Raw genomic sequence first — 21,934 nt, 5'->3', positions numbered from 1 at the left:
CGAGTGGGGAGATCAGCTGTCATTGCCGATTCCGCCGATCTCCAACGTCGAAGGAAGGGCGTAGCGCCTGAACCGCCAATCTCCCCCCTCGTGGGGGAGATGTCTGGCAGGACAGAGGGGGGCGCTGTCCCTCCGACATTTCCAAGAGTGTCAGCTTGCCGACAACCCTCGATTTGACCGCTCCCACCCTCGCCTGTAGCAGACGGAGACAATCCGGCCAGGGAGTCCTTTCAATATGTCGAGCACCGACGGCTTTTCCGCTTTCTTCTACACAGCGCCGGACGGCCTCAGACTTCACGCTCGCATCTACGGTGAGACAAACTCGGGAACCTGGCCGGTCGTTTGCCTGCCCGGCCTGACCCGCAACGCGCGCGATTTCCATGAGCTGGCGCTTTATCTGTCGCACCGAACCGACAATCCGCGCAAGGTCATCGCCTTCGACTACCGTGGCCGCGGCCAGTCCGCTTACGATCCTGATATCGGCCACTACAATGTCGGCATCGAAGCCGGCGATGTCCTCGCCGGACTGGCCGCCCTGGACGTCGAGGAAGCGGCCTTTATCGGCACCTCGCGCGGCGGGCTGATCATCCACGTGCTCGGCGCGCTGCGGCCGGCCGCGCTGAAAGCCATCGTGCTGAACGACATCGGACCGGTGATCGAGGCCGCGGGGCTCGCCCATATCCAAACCTATCTCGACCCGGCACCGAAACCGAAGAGCCGCGCTGAGGCGATCGATGCCCAACGCGTCGCTCACGGCGCGGATTTTCCCGCTCTGACCGCAGCGGATTGGGAGCGGATGGTGTCGGCCCTCTACCGCGAGACGGACGAAAGCCTCCTGCTGCCGGATTTCGACACGCAGCTGGTCGAGACGGTGGCGGGCCTCGACCTCAGCAAGCCGTTGCCGGATCTGTGGCCGCAGTTCGAGGCGCTGGCGGCCATACCTTTGCTTGCCATTCGCGGCGCCAACTCGAAACTCCTGTCGGCCGACACACTCGACGAGATGCAAAAGCGTCATTCCGGCATGGAAGCGATCACCGTCGAGGGCCAGGGCCATGCGCCCTTCCTGGAGACAGGCAATCTGCCGGGCGCTATCGCGGCTTTCCTGGATGGAGTACCAAATGCGGCCCAGAAAAAGTAAACCCCAAGATCAAAGATGATCCTGGGGTTGCCGAGGCAGTATATGAAAGCCTTGGGTAACTATTTGGCTTTCGAGCTTTTCCGGGGCGCCTTGGGTGCCTTCGCCGCTGCCGCTTTACTTTTTTGAGCAGGCGCTGGCACTGAGGCCGTGGTCAGCGGCGATGCGAAGGCCGAGCTTTTTCCATCGCCGGATAACCCCTCGCCGCGGGGCGTTTCCAGCACGACAACGCAGCCGTCGAGATCGTTGGTGGCCAGATGCGCATAGCGCATGGTCATCGAAAGCGTCTGGTGGCCGAGCCACATCTGCACGCGGCGGATGTCGATGCCGCCCTGGACCAGACGCGAGGCACAGGTGTGACGCAAGATGTGCGGAACCACCTGGTCGTCGGCGCCGAGACCGACTTCGACCTTGGCATCGTTCCAGATGGCGCGAAACTGTGCCTGGCTGAGTTTGGTGAACGGACCCTTGGGCCGGCGGCCCTCTGACGGGGGCAGTTTGATCACCTCCTTGACCCGCTCGGTCATCGGGATGGTGCGGCTGCGGCCGGATTTGGTGATCCAGAACGAGACGCGATGTTCCTGGATGTCGTTCCAGATCAGTCCGAGCGCTTCGCCAAGGCGGCAACCGCTGTCGACGAGAAAGACCGAGAGACGGTAGGCATCCTCGCTGCGGGTCCTGATGGCGGCGAACAGCCTTGCTTCTTCGTCCCTTTCGAGGAAACGAATCCGTCCCGCCCGCTCCTTCTGGCGGCGGAACTCGGGCAGGCTGTGGATATCCCCCATCTTGTAAGCCTTGCGCAGTAGTTTGCTGAGGGCAGCCATCTTTCGATTGATGGTTGCGTTGCTGTTGCCGCGCTGGCGCAAGGTGCCGATAAGATTGTCCAGGGTGCTCTGGTCGAAGGCGCTGAACCGTTCTCCTAGGAGAATCTCGTCTATTTCGCCGATGAAGGAGCTGACATTGTATTTATGTCGCCCATCATCCCAGAGTATGTCTCGGTATGCTGAAAAAAGCTCTCCGACCCGGTGCGACTTTACTTCTCTGATTTTGTTGTAGCTGTATCTTATCTTCGCATTTTGAGAAGAGAACATTGAGAAATGTTCGGAGGGGTCGCCCTCTTGTATCGCGTCGATGGTCATAAATTGCCACACCCCCGAGTGGATAGGGTCAGACCTACCCGCTTGGAAGCGTCCTTTCAAGAGATTTAATCACGCAGTTGTGAATTCATCCGCCCATCAGCGAATCCCACGAACTCACCCTACGGACTGTTCAGCTGCCGATTCCCCCTGTTCCTTCTGCTTGTCTTGACCCAGTCACGAACAGAACAGCCCGGGCGTTGAAGCGCCCGGGCTGGTATTCACTTATCTAAAGCCAGCCCTTAGAACGAGCGCTGGAAGCGAAGCATGCCGCCGACGTTGCTCTTCTTATCGGCATTGGTCCAGTTGTGGTTGTTGCCAAGGGTATTGACCTCGTCGATGCTGCCTGCATTGAGGTAGTCGACTTCGGCCGTGACCGTAAAGCCTGGGACAACATCGTAAGCGATGTTGGCTGCGACACCGAGGTTCTCACCTTCGTCATACGAGACCTGGACGTTGAACGAGGTCTTCTCGTTGATGGTGTAAGTGCCACCACCCCAGACTGCCCAGTTGCCATCCCACTGCTTGTAGAAGCCGCGGCCGCCAGCTGCGAACGCGTAGCTCGGATCCGTGTAGTTGTCGTCGGTGCCGTAGCCGCCCATGATGAACAGCGACAGGTTCTGCATCGGGGTGATGTCCAAACGGACCTTGCCGGCGACTTCTTCATAGTTGCTGTCATAAGCGAGCACGCCGGTGATGGAGCCCCAGCCCTGCGTGTACTTCACGCCGCCGACGACATGCGGAACGTAGCTGTCGATCGTACCCTTGCCGTAGGAACCGTACGAGCCGTCGCCCGAGCCTTCCTCAAGCGAGAGAACGGCGGAGAAGCCGTTGCCAGCGTCGAAGTAGTACTGGATGACGTTGGTGTCGAAATCGCCGTAGGGAACCAGCGTATCCTGGATGACGTTGCCGGCGTAGCCAATGAACGTGTTGAACGCCGATTCGTCCTTACCGACGCGCAGACCGCCGAGCTGGATCCAGGCGAAATTCAGCGAAACGCCCGAGTTGCCAGCAAAATTGTCATCATCGGTGTCATTGGCGGCATAGTCGTTGCGGTTGCCGAAATTCCAGCGGGTCTCGGTGTAGGTCTTCAAGGTGCCGAGCTCGGTTTCCTGGCCGGTCCAGGTCTTCAGTGCGAAGCGGGCCTTCTTGCGCCAAGTGTCGTTCTCGTCGCCATCCTTCGCGTCGAAGGTCTTTGCACCATCGAACGAACCGACATCGCCACCGCTGATGTCGTAACGGACATAGCCGCCGATGCGCAGGCAGGTTTCGGTGCCGGGGATATAGAAGTAGCCCGAGCCGTAAACGTCGCAAATCTTGACGTATTCAGCCGGTTCCGGCTCGGCGACGACGACGGCGTCGGCGGCGCGCGCACCGGAAACTGCGATCAGGNTTGACGTATTCAGCCGGTTCCGGCTCGGCGACGACGACGGCGTCGGCGGCGCGCGCACCGGAAACTGCGATCAGGGCCGCAGCGGAGCCGAGAAGAAGGCTCTTAATGTTCATTTTCTGACCTCCAGTCAAAAGTTAAAAAACGGGTCTGGGTATTCTTTGCTGAAGGACAGCGTTCCCTGCCCCATCCCCACTACCGAAAAAGATGCGCACCGCGCCGCTCCTTCGAAATCGACATTACCCATGAGGCGGCGTCGTTCAACCACGATCGTACCGGCGAAAGGGCTATGCGGGCGCTATCCCCATGCGTTGTTGCACAAATGACACGATTTGGCCTCAGTCAGAAAGCTCTCATTAACTATCGAAGGGCCCGGAAGCCTTTGCCGCAGCGCCCGAATGCGGCCGAATCCGGCGACGACCGGCCGAGATTGCGGCCATGTCGCCGACTCGCCAGCCAGGGAACCGCCGCAGATTCGCCGCATGCAAAAGGCGGCGCTGCGGCCAAATCCGGAATTTTCAGAGATAATGGCGCCGGCTTGTTGATTGTGCCCGCGCTTTTCTTTATCCAGCGGCGCAACGGAGAGGTGGCCGAGTGGTCGAAGGCGCTCCCCTGCTAAGGGAGTAGAGGTCAAAAGCTTCTCGTGGGTTCGAATCCCATCCTCTCCGCCATCCTGCTTCGCTCTTCGAGCTTCGCAGGACAAGCAACCCTCAGCGCGAAGCAGGATGGCGGAGAGAATGCCCTCCGAAGCCTTGGCGTAGGAGGGCCGGACCGCGTGGTGTGCTACGTGCCGCACAGCGTAAGCCCAGAGAATCCCTTGCAGAATTCGATTGGTCCTGCTTCGCTCTTCGAGCTTCGCAGGACAAGCCCACCTCAGCGCCAAGCAGGATGGCGGAGAGGATGCCCTCCGAAGCCTTGGCGTAGGAGAGCAGCTCACGTGGTATGTGTATCTTCTGGAGAGTACGGCTGCTGAAGGCGAACGCTATATCGGCATAACGACGGACCTGAAACGGCGGCTTGTCGAGCACAATGCGGGGAAATCCAGCCATACATCCAAGTTTCTGCCGTGGCGGATCGTCAGCTATATGGCCTTTTCGAACCAGGCCAAGGCAGCTTCATTCGAGCGCTATCTCAAATCCGGTTCAGGGCATGCTTTCGCCAACAAGCGCCTGTGGTGATGGCCGCATCACCTGCCGCAAAGGTCCATCTTTTCAATAAACTTCAACAATAACAATTGGTTACAGCGAAAACGCTTGTCGCCGGCTTCACTATCTTGTTCGATTCTGACTGGAGGTCAGAAAATGAACATTAAGAGCCTTCTCCTCGGCTCCGCTGCGGCCTTGATCGCAGTTTCCGGTGCGCGCGCCGCCGACGCCGTCGTCGTCGCCGAGCCGGAACCGGCTGAATACGTCAAGATNGATCGCAGTTTCCGGTGCGCGCGCCGCCGACGCCGTCGTCGTCGCCGAGCCGGAACCGGCTGAATACGTCAAGATCTGCGACGTCTACGGCGCCGGCTACTTCTACATCCCCGGCACCGAAACCTGCCTGCGCATCGGCGGCTATGTCCGCTACGACATCGGTGCCGGCGACGTCGGCTCGTTCGACGGTGCGAGGTCCTTCGACCATAAGGATGGCGACGAGCAGGACACCTTCTACAAGAATGCCCGTTTCACGCTGAAGACCTGGACCGGCCAGGAAACCGAACTCGGCACCTTGAAGACCTACACCGAGACCCGCTTCAACTTCGGCAATCGTAACGGCTACCCGTCGGCAGACGATCCGACCACGGAAGCAGACGAGTTCAACTCCAACCCTGCCGGCAACAAGAACGTTTCGCTGAACTTCGCCTGGATCCAGCTCGGTGGCCTGCGCGTCGGTAAGGACGAATCGGCCTTCGACACGTTCATCGGCTACGCCGGCAACGTCCTCCAGGATACGCTCGTTCCCTACGGCGATTTCGACACCAACGTGGTCCAGTACTACTTCGATGCGGGCAACGGCTTCTCGGCCGTCGTCTCTCTTGAAGAAGGCTCGGGCGTCGTCGGCACGATCGACAGCTACGTTCCGCATGTCGTCGGCGGCGTGAAGTACACGCAGGGCTGGGGCGCCATCACCGGCGTCGTCGCTTATGACAGCAACTATGAAGAAGTCGCCGGCAAGGTTCGCCTGGACATCACCCCGATGCAGAACCTGTCGCTGTTCATCATGGGCGGCTACGGCACCGACGACAACCTGAATGACGACACGACCTTGATTCACAACGGCAACGCGATCAACGCCGGTGGCCGCGGTTTCTACAAGCAGTGGGGCGGCAACTGGGCATTCTGGGGTGGCGGCACCTACACCATAAACGAGAAGACCTCGTTTAATGCCCAGGTCTCGTATGACGAGTGGAAGAACCTCGGCGTCGCCGCGAACATCGCCTACGACGTTGTTCCCGGCTTCACGGTCACGGCCGAAGTCGACTACCTCAACGCAGGCAAGTTCGACGACGCCAATTTCTCCAACTTCACCAACGCCGACAAGAAGAGCAGCATCGGCGGTCTCCTCCGCTTCCAGCGCTCGTTCTAAGACGCTCAGCCTGGCTGAAAATCGAACCCGGCGGGCAACCGCCGGGTTTTCTTTTTGAAGCGCCCGTCGCCATTGGCTGCAGTGCTGGCCTTCAAAAGGGTTGCCGCCTACCGGCGGTCAGGTCGTAGAGCGTGGCCACCCGCGCCGATTTCATCACGGGCGTGATGGCCACTATTTCCAGCCGCGCCAGAACTTGCGCCGTCCTATTGGGCACGCTAGCAAGAAGGCCCATCTTCTCGTGAGCCTTTGCCATGCGCCAGCGCCCTGCCCTCACGCCGCTTGTCGGTGCACTTCCCTCGACGGTGCCGTTTGTCGGACCGGAAGCGCAGGAGCGCGAGCGCGGACGTGCTTTTCGCGCCCGCATCGGCGCCAATGAAAGCAGCTTCGGGCCTTCGCCGCGCGTTATCGCCCGTATGGAGCGCGTCGCGCGTGACCAGTGGATGTATTGCGATCCCGACAATTACGATCTGAAGCAGGCTGCGGCCCGCCATCTCGGCGTCGGCGCCGAAAACGTCGTGGTCGGCGAAGGCATAGACGGGCTGCTCAGCCTGGTGGCGCGCATGTATGTCGCGCCCGGCGACGCAGTGGTCACCTCGCTCGGCGCCTACCCGACCTTCAACTTCCACATTGCCGGCGTCGGCGGCCGGCTGGTCACGGTGCCTTACGAGAACGACAAGGAAAGCCTGGACGGCCTGCTCAAGGCAGTCATCAAGGAGAAGGCGTCGCTGGTCTATCTCTCCAATCCGGACAATCCGATGGGCAGCTGGTGGGAAGCAGGAGATATCACCCGCTTCGTCGAAGCGTTGCCGGAAACCACCATGCTGGTGCTCGACGAGGCCTATGGCGAATTGGGGCCGGCCTCGGCGCTGCCGCCGATTGATGTCGCGCGACCCAATGTCATCCGCATGCGCACCTTCTCCAAGGCATACGGGCTGGCCGGCATACGCTGCGGCTATGCGGTGGCGGAAGCCGAGGTGATCCGTGACTTCGAGAAGATCCGCAACCATTACGGCGTCAGCCGCATGGCGCAGATCGCCGGCGTCGAGGCGCTGGCCGACCAGGACTGGCTGCACAGCGTGGTGGCGCGAGTCGCTGCCGGCCGCACACGTATAGCCGGGATTGCGGAGACGAACGGGCTGAAGCCGCTGCCATCGGCGACCAATTTCGTCACCATCGACTGCGGCCAGGACGGCGCCTTCGCGCTGAAAGTGCTGCAAAACCTTTTGTCGCGCGACGTTTTCATCCGCAAGCCGATGGCGCCAAGGCTCGAACGTTGCATCCGGGTCAGCGTCGGCCTCGATCATGAACTCGACATCTTTGCCGAGGAACTGCCCGGCGCACTCGCCGCGGCGCGGGGAAACTAGCCCGGCCGATTGCCGTCGCGACACGGCCTCCCGACGCCGCCAAAGGCCAAGACAGAATCAGCCGGGTCCCCGGCTTCCGTCGATGCAACAACAATCCAACCGTTCAAGGCTGTTGCTTTCGTCCGATTCCGCGCCAGTTTCTGTGCATGGGAGGCAACGATGGATGACCGGCAAAGGGCAGTGCAGGCGCGTGTGCATGGCAAGGTGCAACGCGTCGGCTACCGGCTGTGGGCCCGGCGCGAAGCGATAGGGCTTGGCCTCGTAGGCTGGGTGCGCAATGAACGAGATGGCACGGTGACGACCTCGATTGCCGGGGCCGATGCTGCGGTTTCGACAATGATCGAACGGCTGCGGCAAGGACCAACGGGATCCTCGGTTTCGAATGTCGAGACCGAGGAATTCGAAGTCCTCGACGCGCCCGTCGACTTTCGGATCATCGCATAGACGGCACGATTTTTGTTGCCCACTTGAATTAATTGAACGTTCGTTTTATTCTTGCTTCATTCAGGGAGGCGATCATGGCGCGCACCACGGGATCCGACGGCGAAAAGACTGAAGCGGCCGTCCGCGAGGCAGCGGTCAGCCTGATCGCCCGCTTCGGCTACGAGGCAATGTCGATGCGGCAGCTTGCCGCCGAGGTCGGCGTCCAGGCCGCCGCTCTCTACCGCTATTTTCCGACCAAGGAAGACCTGCTGTTCACGCTGATGCGCGAACATATGGAAGGGCTGATCGAAGCGTGGGACGCCGCACGCCCCGACGCTGCCGATCCGGCAACGCGGCTTGCCTCCTATGTCGAAAACCACATCGCTTTCCACATCGAGCGCCGCCACTCCACCCATGTCTCGAATATGGAATTGCGCAGCCTGTCGCATGACCGGCTGACGCAGATCCTGCGCATGCGCACCGCCTATGAGAAGGAGTTGCGCGCCATCCTGCGCGACGGCGCGGAGGCCGGCGCCTTCAGTGTCGATGACACCGGGCTCACTGCCATGGCCCTGATCCAGATGATGACCGGCGTCATCGTCTGGTTCCGGCCGGGCGAGCGGCTGTCGATGGCTGAAGTCACGGCGACATATCTTTCAATGACAATGCGCCTGGTTGGCGCGAAGATCGAAATCGGGGAGGAACGGCATGTACACGAACACACTCAGCTTCGGGCATGACGAGGACATCGAGGCGCTACGCGATCTGGTGCGCCGCTTTGCCCAGGAGAAAATAGCGCCGATCGCCGCCGAGATCGACCGCAGCAATCAATTCCCCACGCATCTGTGGAAAGAGCTCGGCGCGCTCGGCCTTCTCGGCATCACCGCCGATCCCGATTTCGGCGGCAGCGGCATGGGCTATCTTGCCCACGTCATTGCGGTGGAAGAGATTTCGCGCGCCTCGGGCTCGGTTGGTCTCTCCTACGGCGCCCATTCGAACCTCTGCGTCAACCAAATCAACCGCTGGGCGACGCCGGCGCAGAAGGAGAAATTCCTGCCAACATTGTGCTCGGGCGAAAGGGCAGGTGCGCTGGCCATGTCGGAATCGGGCGCCGGCTCCGACGTCGTCTCGCTCAAGCTGCGCGCCGAAAAGCGCAACGACCGCTATGTGCTCAACGGCTCGAAAATGTGGATCACCAACGGCCCCGACGCCGAAACGCTGGTGGTCTACGCCAAGACCGATCCGGAGCGGAAATCGCGCGGCATCACCGCCTTCATCGTCGAAAAGACCATGGCCGGCTTCTCGGCATCGCCAAAGCTCGACAAGCTCGGCATGCGCGGCTCCAACACCGGCGAACTGGTGTTCGACAATGTCGAGGTGCCCTATGACAATGTGCTGCATGAGGAGGGCCGCGGCGTCGAGGTCCTGATGTCGGGCCTCGACTACGAGCGCACCGTGCTCGCCGGCGGCCCGCTCGGGCTCATGGCGGCCTGTCTCGACGTGGCGATCCCCTATGTGCATGAGCGCAAGCAGTTCGGCCAGCCGATCGGCGAGTTCCAGCTCGTGCAGGGCAAACTTGCCGACATGTATTCGACGATGAACGCCGCGCGCGCTTACGTTTATGCTGTCGCGGCTGCCTGCGATCGCGGCCAGACGACACGCAAGGATGCCGCTGGCTGCGTGCTGTTTGCCGCCGAAAAAGCGACGCTGATGGCGCTCGACGCCATCCAGCTGCTTGGCGGCAACGGCTATACCAACGAGTATCCGACCGGCCGGCTGTTGCGCGACGCCAAGCTCTACGAGATCGGCGCCGGCACCAGTGAGATTCGCCGCTGGCTGATCGGACGCGAGATCATGGCGGAGGGGGTTTAGCATGGCCGTACTCCAGACCCAGATCTCGCCCTCCTCCGAAACCTACCTCGCCAATGCCGAGCGCATGCGGGCGCTGGTTGCCGACATTGCGGACAAGGCGGCAACCGTCGAGCGCGGTGGCTCGGAGGAGGCGCGCGAGCGTCATGTTTCGCGCGGCAAGCTGTTGCCGCGCGAGCGGCTGGCGCAGTTGCTCGACACCGGCTCGCCTTTCCTCGAGATCGGCCAGTTCGCGGCATGGTCCATGTATGGCGAGGAGATTTCCTCGGCCGGCCTCATCGCCGGCGTCGGCCGTGTCGAAGGCACCGAGGTGATGGTCGTGGTCAACGACGCCACGGTGAAGGGCGGCACCTATTATCCGCTCACGGTGAAGAAGCATTTGCGCGCGCAGGAGATCGCGCTGCAAAACAATCTGCCTTGCGTCTATCTGGTCGACAGCGGCGGCGCCAACCTGCCCAACCAGGACGAGGTGTTTCCCGACCGCGAGCATTTCGGCCGCATCTTCTACAACCAGGCCAACATGTCGGCGGCCGGCATTCCGCAGATCGCCTGCGTCATGGGCTCATGTACTGCGGGCGGCGCCTATGTGCCGGCAATGTCGGACGAGACGATCATGGTGCGCAACCAGGCGACCATTTTTCTCGGCGGCCCGCCGCTGGTGAAGGCGGCTACGGGCGAAGATGTCAGCGCCGAGGAGCTTGGCGGCGCCGACGTGCACACCAGGCTGTCCGGTGTCGCCGACCACTATGCGCTGGACGACGAACATGCGCTGGCCATCTGCCGGCGCATCGTCAAAAACCTCAACCGGCGCAAGACTGTAAGCTTGACCTTACAGAAACCCATGCCGCCGCTTCATGACGCGCAGGAACTCTACGGCATCGTGCCGACGGATCTGCGCCAGCCCTATGATGTGCGCGAGGTGATCGCGCGCGTCGTCGACGGCTCCGAGTTCGACGAGTTCAAGCAGAATTACGGCACCACGCTGGTCACCGGCTTTGCCCATCTTCAGGGCGTGCCGGTCGGCATCATCGCCAACAATGGCGTGCTGTTTTCCGAAAGTGCTGTGAAGGGCGCGCATTTCATCGAACTGTGCTGCCAACGCAAGATCCCGCTGATCTTCCTGCAGAACATCACCGGCTTCATGGTCGGGCGAAAGTACGAGGCCGGCGGCATCGCCAAGGACGGCGCCAAGCTGGTGATGGCGGTTGCCACCGCCAAGGTGCCGAAGGTGACGATGATCATCGGCGGGTCGTTCGGCGCCGGCAATTACGGCATGTGCGGCCGCGCCTACTCGCCGCGCTTCCTGTGGATGTGGCCGAACGCGCGCATTTCGGTGATGGGCGGCGAACAGGCGGCGACCGTGCTGGCGGTGGTCAAGCGCGAGGGCATCGAGCGCAAGGGCGGTGAGTGGAGCGCGGACGAGGAAGCGAAATTCAAGAAGCCGATCCTGATGAAATACGAGCATGAGGGCCACCCGCTCTACTCCTCGGCGCGGCTGTGGGACGACGGCATCATCGACCCGGCGAAAACGCGCGAGGTGCTGGCGCTCAGCCTGTCGGCCGCGCTCAACGCCGGAATCGAGGAAACGAAGTTCGGCGTGTTCAGGATGTGAGATGAGCAAGTTCGGCGAACGGATACATGTCCACACCGCGACATCACCAGGCTTGCGGTCGATGCCATCGTCAATGCCGCCAATTCCTCGCTGCTGGGCGGCGGCGGCGTCGACGGCGCCATTCACCGCGCCGCCGGCCCGGAGCTCGAATTCGAATGCCGGATGCTGAACGGCTGCAAGTCGGCGAGGCAAAGCTTACGAAGGGCTATCACCTGCCGGCACGTTACATCATCCACACGGTCGGACCTGTCTGGCAAGGCGGCGGCAAAGGCGAAGCCGGACTGGTCGTATCCTGCTATATCAGGTCACTCCAAATCGCCGCCGCCAGGGATTGCCGGACCGTGGCATTTCCGGCGATCTCGACCGGCATCTACCGTTATCCGAAAAATGAGGCGACGCAGATTGCCGTTGGCATCGCAGGTACCTTCGTCGGACAGAACTCAACGCCCGAAACAGTTATTTTCTGCTGCTTCGACGAGCCAACAGCTCAACTATACCGACAAGCCGTTGCTGCCATTGGAGGATGCTAGTCTGCATGGACAAGATGGTTCATCCACCTACGCAAAAGCAATTTTCGGTGAGCAGGCTGGCGGCACTGGAGAATAGGCGCTATTGTTCATCCCGCATTGGGCAACGGGGATGGGGTAAAGATGAGGCCGAAATATTCGGGAAAAACGACTGCGTCGGTACTTGCAGTCTTGCTTATATTTGCGGTACCCGGCGTTGGCGCCGCGGCATCGCTGGCGGGAAGCAAAGGCGACATCCATTTCTATCCGTATTTGCCGAAAAGCCCGAAAGACCAGTGCACCATGGCTTACAACGCCTATGTGGCCGCCGGCGGCCATTCGGCCTATGCGACCACGCCCTATGCCCGGATCCGTTCGTTGTACATCATCTGCGGCTCGGGCTTGAATGCACCGTCACAGAAGGCTGCCGAAGAACGGGCGATGAAATCCTGCGAGTCCGCCCGCAGCCATTACAAGGTCATTACAGGTGCGGGCTGCGAAGTTGCGGCATCGAAGTAGGCCGACAAGCATCGGCTTGGGCATTTTTCAAATGGGCGGCGCAAGATGAAATCGACACGCATCAAACGAATTACTGTATCGATGCTTGCCGGCCTGCTCGTATTTACGGCACCCGGTATCGGGGCGGCTGGATCGCTGGCGGGCAGCAAGGGAGACACCCGATTCTGGCCTCCGTTGTCACTGAATCCAAAGGAGCCCTGCACGAAGTCGTACAACGCCTATGTCGCGGCGAGTGGCCACTCGGCCTACGCGACCACATTCTACTCGCGCGTCGACGATCTTTACATCATCTGCGGTGCGCGGCTGAACGCGCCATCTCAGAAGTCCGCGGAAGAGTTGGCGTTGCGAAGCTGTCAGGTTGGCCTGAAAAAGTGGAAGGTTCAGACCGCGAGCGGCGGCTGCAAAATCGCGGCTTCGAAATAGGCTCATTCCTGCCAGACCGGCGCCGCCCGAGACAAACTCTGGAGGCTCCATGTTCGCCAAGATCCTGATCGCCAATCGCGGCGAGATCGCCTGCCGGGTGATACGCACGGCCAGGAAGATGGGAGTGCGCACCGTTGCCGTCTATTCCGACGCGGACGCCAAGGCCCTGCATGTCAAAATGGCCGACGAGGCAGTGAGTATCGGTTCCTCGCCGGTCGGCGAAAGCTATCTGCGCGGCGACAGGCTTGTTGCGGCGGCGCTGGCGACCGGCGCCGAAGCAATTCACCCCGGGTACGGCTTCCTCTCGGAAAACCCCGATTTCGTCGACCTGGTGGTGGCGGCGGGGCTCACATTCATCGGCCCGTCGGCCGCCTCGATCCGCGCCATGGGGCTGAAGGATGCGGCCAAGCGGCTGATGGAAAAGGCCGGCGTGCCGGTGGTGCCGGGCTATCATGGCGAGGCACAGGAGATCGTGCTGCTGGCGTCCAAGGCGCGTGAGATCGGCTATCCCGTGCTGATCAAGGCGCGCGCCGGCGGCGGCGGCAAGGGCATGCGCCGGGTCGAACATCCCGACGATTTCTCCGAGGCGCTGTCGGGCGCACGGCGCGAGGCCAAGGCCGCGTTCGGCGACGACCGCGTGCTGGTCGAAAAATATGTCGACAAGCCGCGCCACATCGAGGTCCAGGTATTCGGCGACAATTTTGGCAATGCCGTGCATCTCTACGAGCGCGACTGCTCGGCGCAGCGCCGCCACCAGAAGGTGATCGAGGAAGCGCCGGCGCCCGGCATGACGCCGGCGCTGCGCGAGGCGATGACGGAAGCGGCGGTCAAGGCCGCCAAGGCGATCAGCTATTCCGGCGCCGGCACCATCGAATTCATCGTCGATGCCTCGCAAGGGCTGAAGGCCGACCGCTTCTGGTTCATGGAAATGAACACCCGCCTGCAGGTCGAGCATCCCGTCACCGAAATGGTCACCGGCACCGACCTGGTCGAGTGGCAGTTGCGGGTAGCCGCCGGCGAAAAGCTGCCGAAGACGCAGAGCGAAATCACGCTTTCCGGCCACGCCTTCGAGGCGCGCATCTATGCCGAGGACGCGGCGAAAGGGTTTCTGCCGGCGACCGGCACGCTGCATCACCTGGCGTTTCCCGACAACGCGCCCGAAGGCGCCAGCATGCGCATCGAGACCGGCGTGCGGGCCGGCGATGCGATCTCGCCCTTCTACGATCCGATGATCGCCAAGCTGGTCGTCCACGCCAAGGACAGGCAGGCGGCACTCGATGCGCTCGGCACTGCGTTGTCGCAGACCGAGATTGCCGGCTCGACCGTCAACACCGCGTTTCTCGCGGCACTTGCCGCGGACGCCGATTTTTCGGCCGGTGATGTCGATACCGGCCTGATCGGCAGGCATCAGGAAGCGCTGACCGCGGTCGCCCTGCCGCGCAGCGAGATCGTTGCCGCGGCGGCCCTTGCCGCGGCGGGCGCCGGTGCCTTGCCGCCGTCGAACGATCCGTGGTCGTCGCTTGCCGGCTATGCGCATTTCCACAGCGTTGCGCGCCGCACGCGCCTGCGCCATGGCGAGGACGATATACTGGCGCGTGTTTCAGTGCGGCCGGACGGGCGCTTCGAGGTGGCGCTGGACGCGCCCTATGACAGCGTCAATTCGCATGATCTTCGCGCCGCCCCTCGCCTTGCCCGCTGGCCAGGCCACGTCACCGTGTTCGAAGGCGCGGTCGGCTACAGTTTCCTCGTCCCGGATCCGCTGGTGCGAACCGACGAGGCGGCCGCCGCTTCGGGCAGCCTGCGCGCGCCGATGCCGGGCGTGGTCAAGCTGGTGCGCGCGGCAAAGGGCGAAAGGGTGATCAAGGGCCAGCCGCTACTGATCCTGGAAGCGATGAAGATGGAGCACACGATCGCGGCCAGCCATGACGGCGTGATCGCCGAGATCGCCACCGAGGGCGCGCAGGTAACCGACGGAACGGTGCTGGTGCGCTTCGTTGAAGAGGTGCATAGCCGGCTGGAGGCTTGAATGAAAAATGGCCGGGACAAGCCCGGCCATTCCATGAGTACGCGGCCGCTTACTGCGCGATCGGTGCGTATTTGCCGTCGTGCCACTGGTTGATGTCGTAGCTGGCGTTCTTCAGATCGCCCTTCTCGTCGAAGGTCACGTCGCCGACCACGGTGCTGAACGGCGTGCCGTTCTTCAGCGCTTCGGCTACCTTGACCGGATCGTCCGTTCCGGCGCGCTTGACGCCCTCTGCAAACGCCTGAACGACGGCGTAGGAGAACAGCGTAAAGCCTTCCGGCACGAAGCCGCCCGCCTTGATCTTGGCGATGGCCTCCTTGGCTTCCGCCTTGGCCTGCGGGTCCGACGGGAAGACGAACAGGGTGCCTTCACCGGCGGGGCCGGCGACCTGCCAGAATTCCGGCGAGGCGATCGAGTCCGGCATGATCAGCTGGAACTTAACGCTCTGCTCGGCCGACTGACGCAGGATAAGCCCGGCTTCCGGGTGATAGCCGCCGAAATAGACGACGTCAGCCTTGAGGTCCTTCAGCTTGGTGACGAGAGCCGAATAATCCTTCTCGCCGGCATTGATGCCTTCATAGTCGATCTCCTTGAGGCCACCGGCATTCATCGTCGCCTTCACCGCATCGGCAACGCCCTGACCGTAGGCGCTCTTGTCATGCAGGATAACGACATTCTTGCCGGCATATTTCTTGGCGATCCACGGGCCGATGAAGGCGCCCTGCGCGTCGTCACGCGTATAGAGACGCATGATCGTCGGCCAGCCGGCCTTGGCGGCGGCATCGGTCAGCTCGGGATTGGAAGAGGCCGGGCTCATCATCAGCGCGCCGGCCTCGGCGTAGACGGCGGAAGCCGGGATGCTCGAACCTGAACAGGCATGGCCGTCGATAAACTTGACGCTGTTGGCAACGATCCGGTTGGCCACCGAAACCGCCTGCTTGGGATCGCACTGGTCGTCCTCGATGTCGAGCTTGATCATCGAGCCGTTGACACCGCCGGCGGCGTTGATCGCGTCGGCGGCTGCCGTTGCGCCCTGCTTGAACTGGTCGCCGATCGTGGCGAGCTGTCCGGTCATCGGGCCGACCACCGAAATGGTGATGTCATCGGCAAAGGCAACCGGCGCGCTCATCATCAGGCCAAATACGGCCGCGCTCAAAATACCCGTTTTTTTCATGGTGATAGAACTCCTCCCACACTCGCGCAGCCGCTCTGGCCGCGCTTCTTTCCGAAGGCGGGACAATTTCATCCTTCATTGGGCCTGTCTAGGCGCATCGGCGCCGCTCGATTGGGCCTCATCAACGCAAAAAGCCACGCCAGCCTGTTCCGGCCGGTCGTGGCTTTTTGCTCGTAGCAGTCCCCATTCGCCCCCGCGCCACGAAAACCTGCCCGCCGTCCCCATTGTGCACGACTGGACCGTGCCGGCCTGCCGCGTTCTTGTTCTTTCATGGTCGGCCGTCTTGTCGCGGCCTTGTCGTTTCACCGGTTCCGACCGTCTTTGCGGTCTTGATCCCGGGGCTTCCCTGTTTTCGATAATCTGCCTGCGATAATCTGCTCGCGATCTCAGTGCATCGTCATCCATTCGCGGGCTTCGCGCAGCGCCTTGGCGATCTCGACCTTGGACATTGCGGCCGACAGTTCCGAGCGCAGTTCCGCGGCGCGGACCGAGCCCTTGATGGCGGCGATGTTGAACCATTTGTGGGCGGCAACGACATCGGTCTCGCAATCGCGGCCGGTCGCATACATCATGCCCAGTTCGAAAAGAATGTCGGCCTGGGCAGTTGCCCCCATGGCGCCGAAGCCGGCTTCAAGCATTTCAAAACGTGCCATTTTAGTCCCCTGTCTGGCTCCCGAGAGCGGGCCTCTTCTGTCCCCCGGTGTTCCCTGGGGAGCCGCTCTTTCGATGCTTCCGAGAATGAGGCCGAGCCTTGAATCCGTCGTTAAATGGCGTGCTTAATTTGGAGAAAACAAAGCTAAAACAAGAGGTAAACGCGGAAATTCGTTAAGGATACAAAGTCAGCAATCCCGCCGTTTTTCGATCGATTTGACGAAAATTTGCAAGGCGCCGATCAACACTCTGCTAACCACGCGAACCAAAGCCAACGCCTCGATCGTTTCATTTTCACGGGCTGCGCTCTCCCGACCCCGCATGAAAATTGCGAAACCTTCCGTCGCGGCACCCGCTTTTGTTTTGCCGGGAGCTGGATTAGCTTACGTTTGCGTAAGGGGCAGAGAGGCGGCTGGCCCATCTAACCAGGGAGGACAGATATGTTTCGCAAAGTGAGCTTGGCCCTGGCGGCCGCCGTGATGATGGCTGGTGCGGCTTGGGCCGATCCGATCGAAGGCAATTGGAAGACACAAGCCGGCGACACAGCAGTTATCGGCGGCAGCGGTTCATTCTCCATCACCCTGAAGACCGGCAAATATGCCGGGAAGACCATCGGTTCGCTCAAGGCGGTCGGGGCCAACAAATATGCCGGCAACATCACCGATCCGGCAAACGACAAGACCTATTCGGGCAAGGCAACACTGTCGGGCACCTCGCTCAAGATGAGCGGCTGCGTGCTCGGCGGGCTGATCTGCAAGAGCCAGACCTGGCACAAGCTCTGATCTTGCTGCTTTGAGTTGACCAACGGGGCCTTCACAGGCCCCGTTTTCTTTTGCAGGACGGTCCGCGCCATAGCGACGACCGTGCCGTTTGCGGCGGCGCAAACCCGAACCGACGCTCTCTCTAAGACCTCGTCAATCACTTTGAACCGCAGATGAACGTCGGCATCAGCGCCGGTTCAGTCGCATCAGGGCATTTTGATGGCGTGTTCAAGGAGACACTACGCAAATGCTCGCTCGCCGCTTCACCATCGTCTGCCTGTTGATGAGCCTGTTCGGGATGCTCTTCGCCATCCTCGTGGCCGAAGCCGGCCGCCCGGCCCGTTCCTGGGATGCAGCCAGTTCCTGCCAATTCGATTGCATGAACCATTTTCGCCCCTGAGACGACAAAGACATAGATCTAAACAGAAAAGCAAAAGCCATGAACCGCATCGCCATCAACGCCCTCCAGACCCTTCGGCTCCTGCCGCGGGCGGCGCTCGTCCTGGTCGTGCTGTCGGCGCCGGTCCTGGTCATGCCGATGATGCGGGCCAATGCCGACACGACGATCGACGCGCCGGCGACGAAGAAGCATGGCGTCGGCTTTGTCTTGCTGGTCAGTCTGCAGCGCGGGTAAGGTGTGCCGGTATTAAGGTGATGCCGGCCTGCAAGTGGCGGCCTTTGGTGCTCACATACTTCGAGTACGCTCCGCTCCGGTTCTCGAAGCCAACCAGTTTGGTCGCTTCGCGCCCGTCCTCGACTCCGGCTCAGCCTTACCTGAATCTCAGCACACCTTGGGCGTGGACGAATAAATCGACCACTTGGCGGCCATCCTCCCCTCCCAAGTGCGGCCTCAAGTCTCTATATTGAGCCATGGAAAAGCGAATCTACCCACAAGCTATCGAATCGGTCGTCATGCCGGAGCCTTTCGGCAAGCAGAGCTTCGACGACGCCAAAAAGGCCGTGGCCGCCTTGCAGGTGCTCTACGACCGCAACACCAAGTTTCTGCGCGACTCCTTTGCCACGCTTGCCGCCGGCGGCGACGAAAGCAAGCGCTACCGCGCCTTCTACCCGGAGATCGGCGTCACCACCAATTCGTTCACCCAGATCGACTCGCGCCAGGCTTACGGCCACATGCCGACCCCCGGGCATTTCTCGACCACCATCACCCAGCCGGTGCTGTTCGAACGCTATCTCGTAGAGCAGCTTCGCCTGATCATGCGCAATCACGGCGTGCCGGTAACGGTTTCGGAATCGACCACGCCGATCCCGCTGCATTTCGCGTTCCTTGAAGGAACCCATGTCGATGGCGCCGCCGCCGACCGCATCAAACGGCCGATCCGCGACCTGTTCGACGTGCCGGATCTTGACGGCACCGACGACCAGATCGCCAACGGCACCTTCGAGGTCGCGTTCGGCGAACCAAGGCCGCTGGCGCCGTTCACGGCGCAGCGCATCGACTATTCGCTGCACCGCATGACGCACTACACGGCGACCAGCCCGCAGCATTTCCAGAACTTCGTGCTGTTCACCAACTACCAGTTCTACATCGACGAGTTCGTCGCCCGCGCGCGGGCCCAGATGGCTGAAGGCGGCCACGGCTATACCGAATTCGTCGAACCGGGCAATGTCATCACCAAGGCAGGGCAAAACGCACCCAGCGAAGGCGTGGCGGCGCCGCGCCTGCCTCAGATGCCAGCCTATCATCTGAAGAAGCCGAACCATGGCGGCATCACCATGGTCAACATCGGCGTCGGCCCGTCCAACGCCAAGACGATCACCGACCATGTCGCGGTGCTGCGGCCACATGCATGGCTGATGCTCGGCCATTGCGCCGGCCTGCGCAACACTCAGGCGCTGGGCGACTATGTGCTGGCGCATGCCTATGTCCGGGAAGACCATGTGCTGGACGATGACCTGCCGGTGTGGGTGCCGATACCGCCGCTGGCCGAGATCCAGGTGGCGCTGCAGGAGGCGGTCGCCGAAGTCACCGGACTTTCCGGCTACGATCTCAAGCGCATCATGCGCACCGGCACCGTCGCCACCATCGACAACCGCAACTGGGAACTGCGCGACCAGCGCGGACCGGTGCAGCGGCTGTCGCAGTCGCGCGCCATCGCGCTCGATATGGAATCGGCCACGATCGCCGCCAATGGCTTCCGCTTCCGCGTGCCCTACGGCACGCTGCTTTGCGTCTCCGACAAGCCGCTGCATGGCGAGTTGAAGCTGCCCGGCATGGCGACCGAATTCTACAAGCGGCAAGTGGCGCAGCATCTGACCATCGGCATCAAGGCGATGGAGAAGCTGGCGGAAATGCCGATGGAACGGTTGCATTCGCGCAAGCTGAGAAGCTTTTCGGAGACGGCCTTTCAGTAGACCGGCTTGCCGTAAATGTTTGCCGCGAGGCGTTTCGTCATCTTGATTGGGCCGCATTTCAGCCGATAAAGGCCTGATACCTCGGCAATGTATTACCCGGTCTATGGGCAAAACCCGGTCTGATGGCACGCGTGCGAAAGATGATGGCTTCAATGGCGTTCCTGGCAATGCTCGGCCTCTCGGCCGCGCTTGTAGCCGGGTTCTTTGGCGCACTGCATCCGGCCTTCGATTCCTTCGCCCATTTCCGCATCCATTTTGCCGTGCTGATGGGGCTGATTGCGCTGCCGCTGCTCGCCACCTCGTTTCGCCTGCAGGCGGGCGTGGGCCTGCTGCTGGCCGTGGCCGCCTTCGCCAGCACGTTGAGCACCTTGCCGCGCCTGTGGCCGGTGCAGGCCGCCAATGACGCCGCGCCCGGCAACGAACCGGTCTACCGGCTGCTGCAGATGAACCTGCGTTTCAACAATCCGACACCCAAGAAGGTTCTTTCGCTGATCGCCAGGACCAACCCAGACGTGATCACGCTCGACGAAGTATCGGCCATGTGGGCGACCGAACTCGGCTATATCCAGAACGCCTATCCCTATCGCATCCTGTGCGCCCATCCCGACGGCGTGTGGGGCGTGGCGCTTTTGTCCCGGCGACCTTTTGCGGCCGGCACCGAGCCGCATTGCGAACCGCGCGGCGCGATGGCGGCCGCCACCGTCGATTTCGGCGGCACTCCGGTCGATGTCGCGGCGATCCATTTGAGCTGGCCGTGGCCGAAGGAACAATACTGGCAGATCGGCGAATTGACCGAGACGCTCACCTCGCTCGGCGAGACGGCGATCATGGCCGGCGACTGCAACGCCGTGCCGTGGAGCGCCGCGGTACGGCGCGTTGCCTCGCTCGGCGGACTGACCGTGATGCCGTCGGCCGGACCGACCTGGATCCACCGGACCCTGCCCGATTTCCTGCGGCGCTATGCGGGCCTGCCGATCGACCAGGTGTTTTCGAAGGGCGGGGTGACCATCCTGTCGTCGACGCAGATGGAAGAGACCGGCTCCGACCATCTGCCGGTGATGGTGGAATTTTCATTGATGCGCGACGAGACCAAGCCGGTCGACGAGGATTCTACCGCGACTGTGTCGCTGATCCAGCCCAGCATGGGCGGCTAGATCGTACGCCACGGGGCTTACGGTTTCACAAGCCTACCAAGGCCTCGATGATGCGCTCGACATGGCCGCCTTCACTGTGCTCACGCGCGTCGAACGCGATCTGTTTTGCCTCATAGAGCTTGGAAGTGGCTTGCAAGCGCCGCGTGGCTTCGACGCGCGTTTTGTTGCATTGCGGATCGTTGGCAAATTTCAGGCCGCGAACCGACCGCTCGGCAGCCTGCATCATCTGCCCGGCGATACGGCCATGGGTTCCTTCATGAGCGAGAACGCCTGTGAAAAACCGGTTCCAGCGTTTGCGCAGCGCCGGCGTGACGGCCGAGGCGACGCGCGGGTAGGTGTAGGCGATGTTGAGCGTTCCATTGGCCTGGCGCAGGCGGCAGACGCCGTTGACCTGACCCACGTCCAGGCTCCAGTCGGCGGTGTAGCTTGTCTGCGCGATGGCGTGGGTCATGAAACCGTGCTTGGGGCCCCTGCGGTTCATGGCGATAACCAGACCGGCACCTGTCGTGCCGGTGATGTCATAGGTTCGCGTCTTGACGACGGTTTTCACCCCCGCCGACGCCGTCCCGACGACGCCGCAGGCCGCGCTTATGACGGCGACGCAAAACAAGACCAACACGCGCATGCCATTTTCCCCATGGACGCGGCAATGAGACCACAAGCAGACGACGGTTTCAACAATCTTTGGCGCCGAGCGCCTTACATGCCTTGGTAAACCCGGCCATCGCCGCCATTTTTGCTGGTCGAGACGGCCCCGGTCGGTCATAGGCGCTAAGATAGCTTTGGCATGGACTGAAACTTGCGCTTTCGTGGTGGTTCGCGCCAGCGATATCGCAAGGCATGGAGTTTT

General features: G+C 61.9%; 21 protein-coding genes, 1 tRNA gene and 2 pseudogenes. 18 read left to right on the top strand and 6 right to left on the bottom strand.

Annotated features, from left to right (window positions below; all coding sequences use genetic code 11):
• The first annotated feature begins 235 nt into the window (after nt 1-235).
• Complete coding sequence (locus X757_RS139770; RefSeq protein ID WP_023727556.1) at nt 236-1,138, top strand: alpha/beta fold hydrolase; 903 nt, start codon at nt 236-238, stop codon at nt 1,136-1,138.
• A 59-nt stretch (nt 1,139-1,197) separates the two neighbouring features.
• On the opposite strand, the gene X757_RS139775 is transcribed toward X757_RS139770, so the two are convergent.
• A complete protein-coding gene (locus X757_RS139775; RefSeq protein WP_023727555.1) occupies nt 1,198-2,274 on the bottom strand; it encodes a site-specific integrase in 1,077 nt (358 codons plus the stop codon).
• Nucleotides 2,275-2,513: 239 nt separating this feature from the next.
• A complete protein-coding gene (locus tag X757_RS139780) occupies nt 2,514-3,722 on the bottom strand; it encodes a porin (protein WP_373432858.1) in 1,209 nt (402 codons plus the stop codon).
• A 519-nt stretch (nt 3,723-4,241) separates the two neighbouring features.
• Here X757_RS139780 and X757_RS139785 point away from each other — a divergent pair.
• The 3 genes and pseudogenes from X757_RS139785 to X757_RS139795 all read left to right on the top strand — a co-directional run bounded on the left by X757_RS139785 (nt 4,242) and on the right by X757_RS139795 (nt 6,232).
• Nucleotides 4,242-4,332: transfer RNA gene (locus X757_RS139785), tRNA-Ser, on the top strand.
• A 273-nt stretch (nt 4,333-4,605) separates the two neighbouring features.
• The gene (locus X757_RS139790; RefSeq protein ID WP_023702163.1) at nt 4,606-4,839 is read left to right on the top strand and encodes a GIY-YIG nuclease family protein; all 234 of its coding nucleotides are present in this window, start codon (nt 4,606-4,608) and stop codon (nt 4,837-4,839) included.
• A gap of 123 nt (nt 4,840-4,962) precedes the next feature.
• A pseudogene (locus X757_RS139795) lies at nt 4,963-6,232 on the top strand (porin).
• 91 nt (nt 6,233-6,323) lie between these two features.
• On the opposite strand, the gene X757_RS1000000168200 reads toward X757_RS139795, so the two are convergent.
• Nucleotides 6,324-6,485 carry a hypothetical protein gene (locus tag X757_RS1000000168200; protein ID WP_023687272.1) on the bottom strand — a complete coding sequence of 54 codons (162 nt, stop codon included), beginning with the start codon at nt 6,483-6,485 and terminating at the stop codon, nt 6,324-6,326.
• Here X757_RS1000000168200 and X757_RS139800 point away from each other — a divergent pair.
• The 9 genes and pseudogenes from X757_RS139800 to X757_RS139835 all read left to right on the top strand — a co-directional run bounded on the left by X757_RS139800 (nt 6,484) and on the right by X757_RS139835 (nt 14,974).
• Nucleotides 6,484-7,596 carry a pyridoxal phosphate-dependent aminotransferase gene (locus tag X757_RS139800; RefSeq protein WP_023727552.1) on the top strand — a complete coding sequence of 371 codons (1,113 nt, stop codon included), beginning with the start codon at nt 6,484-6,486 and terminating at the stop codon, nt 7,594-7,596. The genes X757_RS1000000168200 and X757_RS139800 overlap by 2 nt on opposite strands.
• A gap of 159 nt (nt 7,597-7,755) precedes the next feature.
• The gene (locus tag X757_RS139805) at nt 7,756-8,040 is read left to right on the top strand and encodes an acylphosphatase (RefSeq protein WP_023727551.1); all 285 of its coding nucleotides are present in this window, start codon (nt 7,756-7,758) and stop codon (nt 8,038-8,040) included.
• Nucleotides 8,041-8,114: 74 nt separating this feature from the next.
• Nucleotides 8,115-8,759 (top strand): TetR/AcrR family transcriptional regulator, encoded by a 645-nt coding sequence (locus X757_RS139810; RefSeq protein WP_023727550.1) that lies wholly within the window; start codon nt 8,115-8,117, stop codon nt 8,757-8,759.
• Nucleotides 8,728-9,891 (top strand): isovaleryl-CoA dehydrogenase, encoded by a 1,164-nt coding sequence (locus X757_RS139815; protein ID WP_023702169.1) that lies wholly within the window; start codon nt 8,728-8,730, stop codon nt 9,889-9,891. Before X757_RS139810 ends, X757_RS139815 begins: the two co-directional genes overlap by 32 nt.
• Nucleotide 9,892: 1 nt before the next feature.
• Complete coding sequence (locus tag X757_RS139820) at nt 9,893-11,500, top strand: carboxyl transferase domain-containing protein (protein WP_023727549.1); 1,608 nt, start codon at nt 9,893-9,895, stop codon at nt 11,498-11,500.
• Between the two features lies 1 nt (nt 11,501).
• A pseudogene (locus X757_RS01000000165335) lies at nt 11,502-12,030 on the top strand (O-acetyl-ADP-ribose deacetylase).
• A 120-nt stretch (nt 12,031-12,150) separates the two neighbouring features.
• On the top strand, nt 12,151-12,525 hold the full coding sequence (locus tag X757_RS139825) for a hypothetical protein (RefSeq protein WP_023670207.1): 375 nt from the start codon (nt 12,151-12,153) through the stop codon (nt 12,523-12,525).
• 45 nt (nt 12,526-12,570) lie between these two features.
• A complete protein-coding gene (locus tag X757_RS139830) occupies nt 12,571-12,948 on the top strand; it encodes a hypothetical protein (RefSeq protein ID WP_023727548.1) in 378 nt (125 codons plus the stop codon).
• Between the two features lie 49 nt (nt 12,949-12,997).
• Nucleotides 12,998-14,974, top strand: coding sequence for an acetyl/propionyl/methylcrotonyl-CoA carboxylase subunit alpha (locus tag X757_RS139835; RefSeq protein ID WP_023727547.1), 1,977 nt, complete (start codon nt 12,998-13,000; stop codon nt 14,972-14,974).
• Nucleotides 14,975-15,023: 49 nt separating this feature from the next.
• Here the strand turns inward: X757_RS139835 and X757_RS139840 are convergent, their stop codons facing one another.
• Together X757_RS139840 and X757_RS139845 are read right to left on the bottom strand one after the other, a co-directional pair.
• Entirely contained in the window at nt 15,024-16,145 is a 1,122-nt protein-coding gene (locus tag X757_RS139840; protein WP_023727546.1) for an ABC transporter substrate-binding protein, read from the bottom strand.
• Between the two features lie 386 nt (nt 16,146-16,531).
• Nucleotides 16,532-16,798 (bottom strand): sel1 repeat family protein, encoded by a 267-nt coding sequence (locus X757_RS139845; protein WP_006199745.1) that lies wholly within the window; start codon nt 16,796-16,798, stop codon nt 16,532-16,534.
• Between the two features lie 438 nt (nt 16,799-17,236).
• Between X757_RS139845 and X757_RS139850 the strand changes: the two genes are divergently transcribed.
• The 5 genes from X757_RS139850 to X757_RS139865 all read left to right on the top strand — a co-directional run bounded on the left by X757_RS139850 (nt 17,237) and on the right by X757_RS139865 (nt 21,084).
• The gene (locus X757_RS139850) at nt 17,237-17,578 is read left to right on the top strand and encodes a DUF2147 domain-containing protein (RefSeq protein WP_023727545.1); all 342 of its coding nucleotides are present in this window, start codon (nt 17,237-17,239) and stop codon (nt 17,576-17,578) included.
• A 226-nt stretch (nt 17,579-17,804) separates the two neighbouring features.
• Nucleotides 17,805-17,957: a hypothetical protein gene (locus X757_RS1000000168685; RefSeq protein WP_023692826.1), complete on the top strand. Its 153-nt coding sequence runs from the start codon at nt 17,805-17,807 to the stop codon at nt 17,955-17,957.
• A gap of 39 nt (nt 17,958-17,996) precedes the next feature.
• A complete protein-coding gene (locus tag X757_RS139855; RefSeq protein ID WP_023702175.1) occupies nt 17,997-18,191 on the top strand; it encodes a hypothetical protein in 195 nt (64 codons plus the stop codon).
• A gap of 278 nt (nt 18,192-18,469) precedes the next feature.
• Nucleotides 18,470-19,930, top strand: a complete 1,461-nt coding sequence (locus X757_RS139860) for an AMP nucleosidase (RefSeq protein ID WP_023731828.1) — start codon at nt 18,470-18,472, stop codon at nt 19,928-19,930.
• A 140-nt stretch (nt 19,931-20,070) separates the two neighbouring features.
• Nucleotides 20,071-21,084, top strand: a complete 1,014-nt coding sequence (locus tag X757_RS139865; protein WP_155922474.1) for an endonuclease/exonuclease/phosphatase family protein — start codon at nt 20,071-20,073, stop codon at nt 21,082-21,084.
• A 25-nt stretch (nt 21,085-21,109) separates the two neighbouring features.
• Here X757_RS139865 and X757_RS139870 read toward each other — a convergent pair.
• A partial coding sequence (locus X757_RS139870; protein WP_306413641.1) for a DUF922 domain-containing protein occupies nt 21,110-21,934 on the bottom strand: 825 nt, incomplete at its 5' end.

This window comes from Mesorhizobium sp. LSHC412B00 (assembly GCF_000503035.1).
In the GTDB taxonomy this organism is placed as follows: domain Bacteria; phylum Pseudomonadota; class Alphaproteobacteria; order Rhizobiales; family Rhizobiaceae; genus Mesorhizobium.
Note: the sequence above shows the minus strand (reverse complement) of the source record. Positions and strands in the feature narration are given on the sequence as shown.

Coding starts and splice junctions, on each gene's coding strand:
- X757_RS139770 (WP_023727556.1), top strand. CDS start 236: ATGTCGAGCACCGACGGCTTTTCCGCTTTCTTCTACACAGCGCCGGAC.
- X757_RS139775 (WP_023727555.1), bottom strand. CDS start 2,274: ATGACCATCGACGCGATACAAGAGGGCGACCCCTCCGAACATTTCTCA.
- X757_RS139800 (WP_023727552.1), top strand. CDS start 6,484: ATGCGCCAGCGCCCTGCCCTCACGCCGCTTGTCGGTGCACTTCCCTCG.
- X757_RS1000000168200 (WP_023687272.1), bottom strand. CDS start 6,485: ATGGCAAAGGCTCACGAGAAGATGGGCCTTCTTGCTAGCGTGCCCAAT.
- X757_RS139805 (WP_023727551.1), top strand. CDS start 7,756: ATGGATGACCGGCAAAGGGCAGTGCAGGCGCGTGTGCATGGCAAGGTG.
- X757_RS139810 (WP_023727550.1), top strand. CDS start 8,115: ATGGCGCGCACCACGGGATCCGACGGCGAAAAGACTGAAGCGGCCGTC.
- X757_RS139815 (WP_023702169.1), top strand. CDS start 8,728: ATGTACACGAACACACTCAGCTTCGGGCATGACGAGGACATCGAGGCG.
- X757_RS139820 (WP_023727549.1), top strand. CDS start 9,893: ATGGCCGTACTCCAGACCCAGATCTCGCCCTCCTCCGAAACCTACCTC.
- X757_RS139825 (WP_023670207.1), top strand. CDS start 12,151: ATGAGGCCGAAATATTCGGGAAAAACGACTGCGTCGGTACTTGCAGTC.
- X757_RS139830 (WP_023727548.1), top strand. CDS start 12,571: ATGAAATCGACACGCATCAAACGAATTACTGTATCGATGCTTGCCGGC.
- X757_RS139835 (WP_023727547.1), top strand. CDS start 12,998: ATGTTCGCCAAGATCCTGATCGCCAATCGCGGCGAGATCGCCTGCCGG.
- X757_RS139840 (WP_023727546.1), bottom strand. CDS start 16,145: ATGAAAAAAACGGGTATTTTGAGCGCGGCCGTATTTGGCCTGATGATG.
- X757_RS139845 (WP_006199745.1), bottom strand. CDS start 16,798: ATGGCACGTTTTGAAATGCTTGAAGCCGGCTTCGGCGCCATGGGGGCA.
- X757_RS139850 (WP_023727545.1), top strand. CDS start 17,237: ATGTTTCGCAAAGTGAGCTTGGCCCTGGCGGCCGCCGTGATGATGGCT.
- X757_RS1000000168685 (WP_023692826.1), top strand. CDS start 17,805: ATGCTCGCTCGCCGCTTCACCATCGTCTGCCTGTTGATGAGCCTGTTC.
- X757_RS139855 (WP_023702175.1), top strand. CDS start 17,997: ATGAACCGCATCGCCATCAACGCCCTCCAGACCCTTCGGCTCCTGCCG.
- X757_RS139860 (WP_023731828.1), top strand. CDS start 18,470: ATGCCGGAGCCTTTCGGCAAGCAGAGCTTCGACGACGCCAAAAAGGCC.
- X757_RS139865 (WP_155922474.1), top strand. CDS start 20,071: ATGATGGCTTCAATGGCGTTCCTGGCAATGCTCGGCCTCTCGGCCGCG.